Here is an 11,960-nt window from a genome sequence, read left to right on the forward strand (position 1 = left end):
CCGCCGTGTCCGTCGCCATGTCCGCCCCGCCTGCCCCCGAGACCCTGCCCGCTGCGGCGCAGGACGCCCTGACGCGCCTTGCCCCCGAGGCGGCGCGGGCGCTTTCGGCGCAGGGCCGCGCGGTCTGGCACGAGGGCGCAGCGGCGCTTGAGCGCAGCGGCAAGGGAGCCGAGGCGGTGCAGGCTTGGGCCGAGGCTGCGCTGCCCGTCGCGCGCGATCTGGGCGAGGATGTGCTGCCCGACCTTCTGCGCGCCTGTCTGGCGATGGCGGCGCGCACTTCGGGCGCGGTGATCGCGCGGGTGCTGGCGACGGCGCCGCTCGCCGCGCGGCGGCTGGGCGACGCCGATCTGTTCCGCGCCTATCTGGGGTTTCTCGACCTGCTGCTGGCGCAGGCGCCGCGGGGGTTGCGGCCGATGCTGGATCAGCTTGACAGGCTTTTGGGCGTGCTGACGCTGGGCGGCCTGCGCCGCTGGGCGCTCTGGGGCGCCGAGATGCACCGCACGAATTACCCCGAACAGGCGCGTTATTTCGCGCTTGAAAGCGCCGAGGCGCAGGCGGTGCTGCAACGCGAACGCAAGGGGGTGCTGTTCGTCGACATCCACCGCCGCATCGGCGCCTATCTGCGCGCGCTTTGGGGGCGGGACTTTCCGATGCGCCCGACCTCGGGCGATTTCGAGACGCGCGAAGGCCTGCGGCCCTGTCTGGAAGCCGGGGTGATCCATCTGCCCGACGCCTGGGACGATGGGAACGGCGCGACCGGGCTTGATCTGTATCGCGCCGCCGCCGCCCATGCCGCCGCCCATCTGGCGGCCCGGCGGGGCCCGCTGCCGATGGAGGGGCTGAGCCTGCATCAGCGCGCCTGCATCGGGCTGATCGAGGATGCGCGGGCCGAGGCGCTGGCGATCGCCCGCTTTCCCGGCCTTGGCCCGCTTTGGGCGCGGTTTCACACCGGCACCGGGCCGCTGGACCGGATCGCCCGCACCCTGCTTTTGCCCGAGGCGCCGGAAGCCGACCCGAACGCGCTTTGGGCCCGGGCCGCTCTGGCCGAGGCCGATCTTGACGACGAGATGGCCGCGCTGCGCATCGGCCTTGCGCTGGCCGGGCGGCTCGATCCGCGCCTGCCCGTGCCTGCCCTGCCCTATCGCGACGACAACCGCGCGCTTTGGGAAGGCGACGAGAGCGACTGTTCGATGGCCGCCGCGCCGCCCGCGCAGATCCGCCGTCATGTTTCGGTCTCCGAGCTGGTGAACGAGGTCGAGGTCGAGACGGCGGGGGACGACGCGCAGGAAATCCTTGTCTGCGCCACCGAGCTTTTCGACGATGACGGCAGCAGTTTCAATGCGCGGGAGGGCCGCCCGCCCGTGGCGCCGCCGCGCCGCTATCCGGAATTCGACCATCGCACCGGGCTTGACCGGCCCGACTGGGTGACGGTGCATGACAAGCGCCCCCGCCCCGGTGATCCGGCGCTGGCCGAAGCGATCTTGCAGGAACACCGCCCGGTTCTGGCGCGGATGCGCCGGGTGCTGGAGGCGCTGCAGCCGCAGGGCGTGCAGCGCTTGCGGCGGCTCGAAGACGGCGACGAGCTGGATCTGAACGCCGCGATCAGTGCCGCGGTCGACCGGCGGCTGGGCCGTCAGCCCGACCCGCGGGTGATGATGCGCCAGCGCCGGGTCACACGCGATGTGGCGGTGCTGCTGTTGCTTGATCTGTCCGCCTCGACCAACGATCCGGCGGGGCCCGGGGGCACCCGGCTTCTGGATGTCACCCGCGCCGCCACCGTGCTGATGGCCGAGGCGGTGCACCGCGTCGGCGATCCTTTCGCCCTGCACGGCTTTTGCTCGGACGGGCGGCACAATGTGTTTTATCAGCGGTTCAAGGACTTTACCGAGGAGTGGGGGCCGAACCCCAAGGCCCGGCTGGCGGGGATGGAGGGGCAGCTCTCGACCCGGATGGGCGCTGCGATCCGGCATGCGGGCTGGCATCTGGGCCAGCAACGCGCGGCGCGCAAGCTGCTGTTGGTGCTGACCGACGGCGCGCCCGCCGATATCGACGAGCGCGCCCCAGCGCATCTGCGCCACGACGCCCGCGCCGCCGTGGCCGAGGTGGCGCGGCAGGGGGTGCAGCCCTTCTGCCTCAGCCTCGATCCTGCGGCGGATGGCTATGTGGCGCAGATCTTCGGGCCGCGCGGCTACCAGATCCTGGACCGCGTCGAGCGCCTGCCCGAGCGTCTGCCCCGGCTTTACGCCGGGCTGGCCCGCTGAGGCCGCCGCGGTCCGGCGGCCCCGAGCCCTGCGGGCCATCATGAAAGGAAGAAGATCCCCGGTCCGGTCAGAGGCAGTGATGCTCGATGTGCCAGAGCAGCGCCAGGGCCTCGGCGTCGTCTTCCTCTTCGAAGAAGGACATCAGCGCATTGACCTGCGCGCCGATGAAACGCAGCCGGTCATGGCCCATCCGCGCATTCTCGGCCAGTTTGGTCTCGAAATAGGCCACCCAGCGCGAGTCATTGCCCGCCATCCGCGCCGCCAGCATCTCGCACAGACGGTCGGCATTGGTATCGCAGGCGATGCCCATGAAGGTCACGTAACGGTCGGGGGTCTGGTCGTTCATCGCGGGGTTCCTCGGCTGATCCGGCTTGTTTCATAGGCGCGGCGGACCGGAATTTCTGTCAGCCGGATGACACTTCGGCCAGACGCGCCAGATGGCCCGGATCGTGCAGGCAAAGCTGCTGCCGCCCCGGCCGCGACACGACGCCGTCGCGGATCAGCCGGTTGATCAGCGTCGAGAGCGTCTGCCGCGTCGTGCCAAGCGCCGTCGCCAGCGCCTCGGTCGGGCCGATCAGCCGGATCGTCTCGGCGCCTTGCGCCGCGCGTTCGGACAGAAGATACCGCGCCAGCCGCGCCTCGACCGGGCGGAAGGCCAGATCCTCGATCAAATCCAGCGCGCCGCGCAGGATCTGGCCCACTTCGCGAAAGGCCGCCACGCCAAGATCCGGGTGCCGCGACACCAGATCAAGCATCTCGGCCACCGGCCAGCTGCGCACCTGCGCGGCTTCGGCCGCCACCATCCAGACGCGGGTATGGGTGACAAACAGCCCGCCCGTGCGCAGCTGCGCCAGCGTCACCTCGCGCCCGGCGCCGGTCAGGCTGAGCCGCACCGCGCCGCTTTCGACCAGGATCAGCCGGTCCGAGGGCGCATCGGGCCGCGCGATCGTCTCGCCCGCGGCGTAGCGGCGGCGCAGACCGCCTTCGAGGCGGGAAATCCAGTCGGAAGAGGGGGCGGGCGGGGGCATGGCACCGGAAGGGCTGTGATGATCGGGAAAGCCTAGGTCCGGCACCGGCCCCCGGCAAGCCCCGGTTTCGGGGCGCTGGCATGGCCCTTGCTGCGCGGTTTTCGGGATCTTTCCCTCAACGACAGAAAAGAGGACTGCGATGCCGAACATTACCTTTACCTCGCCCATCATGAAGAAAGACAAGACCATCTACGCGGTGGCGGGCAACACCGCGACCATCCTGGCGTTGGCCAAGGAACACGCGATCCCGATCCCGTTCGAATGCGGCGACGGCGATTGCGCCTCGTGCCTGATCGAGGTCACCCATCTCGACAACAAGCCCGCGATGGCGATGATGCTGACCGAAAAGGAGAAGGCGCGGCTGAAAGAGCTGCAGATGATCACCGCCGAGGAGATCGAGGCGGCCGAAGTCAGCGACCAGCCGCCGCGCTTCCGGCTGGCCTGCCAGTTCATCCCGCGCGATGAAGACGTGATGGTGCATTTCACCGGCACCCCCGGCGGCTCGGTCTGACACTACCGCAAACGACCGGGAAACCCCGCCGCTCCGGCGGGGTTTTTTCATGGCGTCCCGACAGGCGACACCGACAAAACCCCGCCAGATCCCGCAGGCCCTACAATTTGTAGGCCGTGTTCCCTTTCGAACAAAACCTTCAAGATACTGACATTGAATGATTATTTCGGAAAATCCCGGTTGGCACGAAGGCTGCTGTAGAAGCTGTGAGCCCGGTTACGAACCGTCTCGATATTCGTGAAGCACCAACCCCCAAGGGAGCCACACATGGGCAAACTCCGTCAGATCGCCTTCTACGGCAAAGGTGGTATCGGCAAGTCGACCACCTCGCAGAACACCCTCGCCGCGCTGGTCGAGATGGGTCAGAAGATCCTCATCGTCGGCTGCGACCCCAAGGCTGACAGCACCCGTCTGATCCTGAACACCAAGCTGCAGGACACCGTGCTGCATCTGGCCGCCGAAGCCGGTTCGGTCGAGGATCTGGAAGTCGAAGACGTCGTGAAAATCGGCTACAAGGGCATCAAATGCACCGAAGCCGGCGGTCCGGAGCCGGGGGTTGGCTGCGCCGGCCGTGGCGTCATCACCGCGATCAACTTCCTTGAGGAAAACGGCGCCTATGACGATGTGGACTATGTGTCCTACGACGTTCTGGGCGACGTGGTCTGCGGGGGCTTCGCCATGCCGATCCGCGAAAACAAGGCGCAGGAAATCTACATCGTCATGTCGGGCGAGATGATGGCGCTTTACGCCGCCAACAACATCGCCAAGGGCATCCTGAAATATGCGAACTCGGGCGGCGTGCGTCTGGGCGGGCTGATCTGCAACGAACGTCAGACCGACCGCGAGCTGGAACTGGCCGAAGCGCTGGCCGCGAAGCTGGGCTGCAAGATGATCCACTTCGTGCCGCGCAACAACATCGTGCAACACGCCGAACTGCGTCGTGAAACGGTGATCCAATACGCGCCGGAAAGCAGCCAGGCGCAGGAATACCGTCAACTGGCGGAAAAAATCCACAACAACTCGGGCAAGGGCGTGATCCCCACCCCGATCACGATGGAAGAGCTGGAAGAGATGCTGATGGATTTCGGCATCATGCAATCGGAAGAAGATCGCGAAAAGCAGATCGCCGAGATGGAAGCCGCGATCAAGGCCTGAGGCCTGACAGTTCAGGTGGGCAGCCTGCCCACCTTTTCGAAACCTGAAGTGAGGGAGCCAAAAGAATGGCCAAAGATCACGCGGGCGGCCCGGAAGACCTTGAGAACCTGATTGCGGAAGTTCTCGAAGCCTATCCGGCGAAAGCTCAGAAGAAACGCGCCAAACACCTCTCGGTGGCCGGTGCGACCAGCGAAGACGCCGACGCCGTCACCGGCATCGCGTCGAAATGCGACACCGTCAAATCGAACATCAAATCGGTCCCGGGCGTGATGACGATCCGCGGCTGCGCCTATGCCGGTTCGAAAGGCGTGGTCTGGGGGCCGATCAAGGACATGGTCCACATCAGCCACGGCCCGGTCGGCTGCGGCCACTATTCGTGGAGCCAGCGCCGCAACTACTACACCGGGAAAACCGGCGTGGACAGCTTCGTGACGATGCAGTTCACCACCGATTTCCAGGAAAAGGACATCGTCTTCGGCGGCGACAAGAAGCTGGAAAAGACGATCGACGAGATCAACACGCTGTTCCCGCTGGCCAATGGCATCACCATCCAGTCGGAATGCCCGATCGGTCTCATTGGCGACGACATCGAGGCCGTGTCGAAGAAAAAGAACAAGGAAATCAACAAGACCATCGTTCCGGTGCGCTGCGAAGGGTTCCGCGGCGTGTCGCAGTCGCTGGGCCACCACATCGCCAACGACGCCGTGCGCGACTGGATCTTCGAGCAGCCGGAAAGCGAAAACACCAAGGCGTTCGAGCCCGGCCCCTATGATGTCAACATCATCGGCGACTACAACATCGGCGGCGACGCCTGGGCTTCGCGCATCCTGCTCGAGGAAATCGGTCTGAACGTGATCGGCTGCTGGTCGGGCGATGCGACGCTGGCCGAGATGGAACGGGCGCCGAAAGCCAAGCTGAACCTGATCCACTGCTACCGGTCGATGAACTACATCTGCCGCTACATGGAAGAGAAGTATTCGATCGGCTGGATGGAATACAACTTCTTCGGGCCGACCCAGATCGAAGCCAGCCTGCGCGCCATCGGCGCCAAGTTCGACGAGACCATTCAGGCCAATGTCGAAAAGGTCATCGCCAAATACCGGCCGCTGGTCGACGGGATCCTGGCGAAATACAAGCCGCGGCTCGAAGGCAAGTCGGTGATGCTTTATGTCGGCGGTCTGCGTCCGCGCCACGTCGTCACCGCCTATGACGATCTGGGCATGGTGATCGCCGGGACGGGCTACGAATTCGCCCATAACGACGACTACAAGCGCACCGGCCATTACGTCAAGGAAGGCACGCTGATCTATGATGACGTCACCGGCTACGAGCTGGAGAAGTTCATCGAGAAGATCCGCCCCGACCTCGTCGGCTCGGGCATCAAGGAGAAGTATCCGGTGCAGAAGATGGGCATTCCGTTCCGTCAGATGCACAGCTGGGACTACTCGGGCCCCTATCACGGCTACGACGGCTTCGCGATCTTCGCGCGCGACATGGACATGGCGATCAACAACCCCGTCTGGGGCCTGTTCGACGCGCCCTGGGACAAAGCCCCGATCGCCGCCGAGTGAGCCAAAGGGGGGCGGTGCGCCGCCCCCACCCTCCCTTCCCCCCGTCGGTGCGTCCCGGAATGCGGACGGCCTTTGACAAGGAATTGACCCATGCCCCAGTCGGCTGACAAGGTGCTCGACCACTCGAAACTGTTCTTCGAGCCTGAATACAAAGAGATGCTCGCCAACAAGAAGGCGACCTTCGAATGCGGCCATTCCGCCGAAACCCTCGCCCAGATCGGCGACTGGACGGCGTCCTGGGAATACCGCGAAAAGAACCTCGCCCGCGAAGCCCTGACCATCAACCCGGCGAAAGCCTGCCAGCCGGTCGGCGCCGTCTTTGCCGCGCAGGGCTATGAAGGCACCCTGCCCTTCGTGCATGGCTCGCAAGGCTGCGTGGCCTATTACCGCTCGCACCTGTCGCGCCACTTCAAGGAACCCTCGGCGGCGGTCTCGTCCTCGATGACCGAGGATGCGGCGGTGTTCGGCGGCCTGACCAACATGGTCGAGGGCCTGGCCAACGCCTATGCGCTTTACAAGCCGAAGATGATCGCCGTCTCGACCACCTGCATGGCCGAAGTCATCGGCGACGACCTCAACTCCTTCATCCTGAAGGCGAAAGAGGCCGAAAGCGTGCCCATGGATTTCCCGGTGCCCTTCGCCCATACCCCGGCCTTCGTCGGCAGCCATGTGGACGGCTACGACAACACCCAGAAAGGCATCCTGTCGATGTTCTGGGCCGATGCCGAGCGCGTGGCGAACGACAGCCTGAACATCATCCCGGGCTTCGACGGTTACGCCGTGGCAAACAACCGTGAAATCAAGCGCCTGCTCGACACGATGGGCGTCGATTTCACCTTCCTGAGCGATGTGTCGGAAGTCTATGACACCCCCTCGGACGGGCATTACCGGATGTATGCGGGCGGCACCAAGCTTGAGGACGCGAAAGCCGCGCTGAATGCGAAAGCCACGCTCTCGATGCAGGAATGGTGCTCGCCGAAGACGATGGAATATGTCGCCACCACCGGGCAGGACACCGCCGTCTTCAACTATCCGATGGGCGTTTCGGCCACCGACAGCTTCCTGATGAAAGTGTCGGAGCTGACCGGCAAGGCGATCCCCGACAGCATCAAGCTGGAACGCGGCCGTCTGGTCGATGCGATCGCCGACAGCCAGGCCTATCTGCACGGCAAGACCTTCTCGATCTTCGGCGACCCGGATTTCGTTCTGGGCATGGCGAAGTTCATCATGGAAATGGGCGGCGAGCCGGTGCATTGCCTCGCCACCAACGGCTCGAAGAAATGGGCCAAGCAGATGGAAGAAGTTCTGGCCGCCTCGCCCTTCGGCAAGCAGGGTCAGGTCTGGGCGGGCAAGGATCTGTGGCACATGCGCAGCTTCCTGATGACCGAACCGACCGATTTCCTGATCGGCTCCTCCTATGGCAAGTATCTGGAACGCGACACCGGCATCCCGCTGATCCGTCTGACCTTCCCGATCTTCGACCGCCACCACCACCACCGCTTCCCGACCTGGGGCTATCAGGGCGGCCTGACGGTTCTGGTCAAGATCCTCGACGCGATCTTCGTCAAGGCCGACGCCCGCGCCGGTGACTGGGGCAAGACCGACATCAGCTTCGATCTGACCCGCTGAGCGACCCCACCTCTCGACCTGGGCCGGCAGTTTCGACTGCCGGCTTTTTTCGTTTCGCCCCCCCCGCGCCCCCGTGCAACCGCCCCTTGCAACCACCGCGACGGCGCGGCCCGATTTTCCGGCTTTCCAACATTGTCTGTCGCAAATCCCCCAATGTGGGCCTGAAGCTTGCTTGCAGGGCCGAATGGGCTTGGCACGCTTCTTGCTGGGATATTTCTGAAGCCTCAACCGATCGAAAGGGGGATGCGATGAAAGATCTGCTCGACGAGAGCCTTGCGTTTGAAACCACCGCGGCGCCCACACGCGCCGCCGCGCCTCCCGCCGCCGCCGCCCTGGCCGCCCGGCAGGCCGCGGGCGGCAAGGCGCCCGACACCGCCGCCTTTCTGGCCAATTTCGTCAAGATCGGAGAGATCGCCGCCCCGAAAGCCCCGGCCAAACCGCTGTTTTCGCCCGAGGAAGAGGTCGAAGTCGTCGCCGAGCTGATCGCCGAGATGCGGCCGATGTTTCAACGCGACGGTGGCGACATCGAGCTGATCGACCTCATCGGCACGTCCGTTCAGGTCCGGCTCTCGGGCAGCTGCGCGGGTTGCATGATGTCGGCGCGCACGCTCTCGACGGTGCAGCATCAGCTGATCGAAACCCTTGGCCGTCCGGTCCGGGTCGTCCCCGAGATCCGGCATTGAGATGACCCGCGCCCGCCCCCTTCGCCGCGCCGAAAAACCCGGCACAACCCGGGGTGGTGCGGCGCAGATTTCGGCACCGACCCTTTTTCACCCCTGCGGCGCCCTGCCGCCCCACGCAATGACCCGAGTTTGAGATAGGTTGTCCCCATGGAACTCGCGCAGACGCTTTCCCAAAGACAGACGATGCAAATGGCGGGGCAAATGCTCCATTCCCTCGCCATCCTTGGCATGTCGTCGCAGGATTTGTCCGAGCATCTGACCGAACAGGCCACGTCGAACCCGTTCCTGACCTACCGTGCCCCGCCCGCCTTCATCGCCCGCGGCGGCGAGGATTTCGACGCCGTCGCCGCCGTCGCCGCGCACAAGCCGAGCCTGATGGCCCATGTCGTCGATCAGATCGAGATGGCCTTCGCCGATGCCCCCGACCGGCTGCTGGCGCTGCGCTTTGCCGAGGCGCTGGAACCGAGCGGTTGGCTGGGCCAGAGCGTCGACAGCATCGCGCTGGCCGCGGGCGCCACCCCCGCCCGGGCCGAAGCGGTGCTTTCCGTGCTGCAGGGCTTCGAGCCCACCGGCCTGTTCGCCCGCGACCTCTCGGATTGTCTGATCCTGCAGGCGCGCGAGGCTGACATCCTGACCTGGGAAGTCGAAACGCTGATCCGCAACATTCCGCTGATCGCGGAAAACCGGCTTTCCGATCTGGCCGAGCTGTGCGATTGCGACATCGGCGACATTCCGGAAATCATCAAGCAGATCCGGCACTTGAACCCGAAGCCGGGGCTTGCCTTCGATCATCAGCCGACGCCGGTCTTTCCGCCCGACCTGATCGCGCTGCGCGGGCCCGAGGGCTGGACGGTGGAATTGAACCGCGCCACCTCCCCCACGATCACCGTGCGCGAGGATCGTTTCGCCGATGGCAGTGCCGATGTGAAGGCCCGCGCGGAACGGCGCAAGGCGCTGGCCGAGGCCCGGGCGCTGGCGCAGGCGCTGGAACGGCGCGGCGATACGCTCTTGCGCACCGCCGCCGTGCTGGTCGCGCGGCAATCGGCTTTCCTCGACAAGGGTACCGCCTTCCTTGTGCCGCTGACGCTTGAGGATGTGGCCTCGGAACTGGGCCTGCATGCCTCGACGATCTCGCGCGCGGTCTCGGGGCGGATGATCCAGACCCAGACCCGGGCGCTGCCGCTGCGGGCGTTCTTTTCCCGCGCGGTCTCGACCCAGGGCGGCGGCGAGGCGGTGTCGCGCGATTCGGCGCTTGATTTCGTGCAGCGCACGGTGGGCGGCGAAGATCCGCAGAACCCGCTGTCGGACGATGCGATCGTGACGCTGGCCGAGCGGGCCGGGCTGCGGATCGCGCGGCGCACGGTGGCGAAATACCGCTCGACGCTGGGTCTTGCCTCGTCCTACGAGCGCCGCCGCGCCGCCGCCGCGCGCTGAGTCTGCGAAAACCGCCCCCCCTGCCAGACCGGAAGCGCCACTTTTTTCGGCGCTCCGGTCATTGATGCCCCAAAGTTGATCTTAACGAAGCATCAATCACCTCCAAGTTGCGACATATTGGCACTTGAGACTGTTTGCGCCGTGCATCCGGGCGCAAGCTTGACCAAGTCTCGACATGTCCGCCACGGCACCCAACCGCGATCGAACGATCCACGCAGCGCAGACTGCGGCACCCCATGGGAGGGGGTGATCGTCGTTTGATCCCCCCGGCGCCGGGCCAGCGAGGGAGAAGGTGATGATCGACATCCGGGAATGTCTTGTGCCCAAACCGAAGGAAAAACACCGCTCGGCGCGGGCCACGGCCGACCGTCTTGCGTTGGACGCGCTTTACGAGATCGCGAAGAGTTTCGCGGCGGCGCCCGATCCGGTGGCGGAGGTGCCGCAGATCTTCAACGTGCTGTCCTCCTTCCTCGATCTGCGCCATGGCGTGCTCGCTACTCTCGCCGAGCCGGGCGAGGGCGTGGGCGTCAACCCTTACGTCATCGCCGCGACGGCGTTTCAGCGCAGCCCCGAGGCGCCAGCCTCGGATGTGCTGCCCGATGCCGTGGCGCGGATCGTCTTTCGGTCCGGCGTGCCCTTCGTCTCCTTTGATCTGGCGGCCGAATTCGGCGAAGACGCGGTGCCGAAACGGCTGCGCGACGCGGGCCAGACGCTGATCGCCGTGCCGCTGCGCGACCCCGAACGCAGCCATTTCGTCCTTGGCGTGCTCGCCGCCTATCGCAGCCATGACCACAACCGGTCGGGCTTTTCCGATGCCGATGTGCGGGTGCTGACGATGGTCGCCTCATTGCTCGAACAGGCGCTGCGCTTTCGCCGCCGCATCGCGCGCGACCGCGAACGCGCGCTCGAAGACACCCGCCGGATGCTGCAGACGGTGACCGAACAACGCGGCCCGGCGGCGCCCGTCAGCCTCGATGGCATCGTCGGCTCCAGCCCCGCCATCGCCGAGGTGGTGGCGCAGATCAAGCGCGTGGCCTCCACCCGGATGCCGGTTTTGCTGCGCGGCGAAAGCGGCACCGGCAAGGAATTGTTCGCCCGCGCGGTGCATGCCCAAAGCCCCCGCGCGAAAGGCCCCTTCATCCGCGTCAACTGCGCCGCGCTCTCGGAAACCCTTCTGGAATCGGAACTTTTCGGCCATGAGAAAGGCGCTTTCACCGGCGCCAATGCGCTGAAAAAGGGCCGGTTCGAGCTGGCCGATGGCGGCACCCTCTTCCTCGACGAGATCGGCGAGATCAGCCCGGCCTTTCAGTCGAAACTGCTGCGCGTGCTGCAGGAGGGCGAGTTCGAACGCGTCGGCGGCGCGAAGACGATCAAGGTCGATACCCGCATCGTCGCCGCGACGAACCGCGACCTTGAGGATGCCGTCGCGCGCGGCCAATTCCGCGCCGATCTTTACTTCCGCATCTGCGTCGTGCCGATCGTCCTGCCGCCGCTGCGCAACCGCAAAAGCGACATCAAGCCCTTGGCGCAGCTCTTCCTCGACCGGTTCAACAAGCAGAATGGCACCAATGTCAAATTCGCCGGCGATGCCTTTGACCAGATCTGCCGCTGCCAGTTTCCGGGCAATGTGCGCGAGCTGGAAAACTGCGTGAACCGGGCCGCCGCGCTCTCGGATGGCGCGATCGTGC

Annotated in this window: 10 protein-coding genes; 8 read left to right on the forward strand and 2 right to left on the reverse strand. The window is 65.7% G+C overall.

The annotated features are described in order from the left end of the window. Nucleotides 1-5 precede the first annotated feature (5 nt). Nucleotides 6-2,261, forward strand: a complete 2,256-nt coding sequence (locus tag LY44_RS16480) for a nitric oxide reductase activation protein NorD (protein WP_223230724.1) — start codon at nt 6-8, stop codon at nt 2,259-2,261. Nucleotides 2,262-2,328: 67 nt separating this feature from the next. On the opposite strand, the gene cowN is transcribed toward LY44_RS16480, so the two are convergent. Both cowN and LY44_RS16490 read right to left on the reverse strand, forming a co-directional pair. After that, a complete protein-coding gene (gene cowN / locus LY44_RS16485; RefSeq protein WP_055209657.1) occupies nt 2,329-2,607 on the reverse strand; it encodes a N(2)-fixation sustaining protein CowN in 279 nt (92 codons plus the stop codon). 58 nt (nt 2,608-2,665) lie between these two features. Then, a complete protein-coding gene (locus tag LY44_RS16490) occupies nt 2,666-3,289 on the reverse strand; it encodes a Crp/Fnr family transcriptional regulator (protein ID WP_055209656.1) in 624 nt (207 codons plus the stop codon). 139 nt (nt 3,290-3,428) lie between these two features. Here LY44_RS16490 and fdxD point away from each other — a divergent pair, with 139 nt between their 5' ends. From fdxD to LY44_RS16525, 7 genes are all read left to right on the forward strand, one after another. Continuing rightward, nucleotides 3,429-3,800, forward strand: coding sequence for a ferredoxin FdxD (gene fdxD, locus LY44_RS16495; protein ID WP_055209655.1), 372 nt, complete (start codon nt 3,429-3,431; stop codon nt 3,798-3,800). Nucleotides 3,801-4,067: 267 nt separating this feature from the next. Further along, the gene (gene nifH, locus LY44_RS16500; protein WP_055209654.1) at nt 4,068-4,955 is read left to right on the forward strand and encodes a nitrogenase iron protein; all 888 of its coding nucleotides are present in this window, start codon (nt 4,068-4,070) and stop codon (nt 4,953-4,955) included. Between the two features lie 65 nt (nt 4,956-5,020). After that, nucleotides 5,021-6,526 carry a nitrogenase molybdenum-iron protein alpha chain gene (gene nifD, locus LY44_RS16505; protein ID WP_055209653.1) on the forward strand — a complete coding sequence of 502 codons (1,506 nt, stop codon included), beginning with the start codon at nt 5,021-5,023 and terminating at the stop codon, nt 6,524-6,526. A 90-nt stretch (nt 6,527-6,616) separates the two neighbouring features. After that, a complete protein-coding gene (gene nifK / locus LY44_RS16510; RefSeq protein WP_055209652.1) occupies nt 6,617-8,155 on the forward strand; it encodes a nitrogenase molybdenum-iron protein subunit beta in 1,539 nt (512 codons plus the stop codon). 248 nt (nt 8,156-8,403) lie between these two features. Further along, on the forward strand, nt 8,404-8,838 hold the full coding sequence (locus LY44_RS16515) for a NifU family protein (protein ID WP_055209651.1): 435 nt from the start codon (nt 8,404-8,406) through the stop codon (nt 8,836-8,838). 147 nt (nt 8,839-8,985) lie between these two features. Further along, complete coding sequence (gene rpoN / locus LY44_RS16520) at nt 8,986-10,272, forward strand: RNA polymerase factor sigma-54 (RefSeq protein WP_055209650.1); 1,287 nt, start codon at nt 8,986-8,988, stop codon at nt 10,270-10,272. 295 nt (nt 10,273-10,567) lie between these two features. Beyond that, nucleotides 10,568-11,960: sigma 54-interacting transcriptional regulator (locus LY44_RS16525; RefSeq protein ID WP_111396063.1), on the forward strand; the 1,393-nt coding region annotated here is incomplete at its 3' end.

The organism is Rhodobacter capsulatus (assembly GCF_003254295.1).
Taxonomy (GTDB): domain Bacteria; phylum Pseudomonadota; class Alphaproteobacteria; order Rhodobacterales; family Rhodobacteraceae; genus Rhodobacter; species Rhodobacter capsulatus.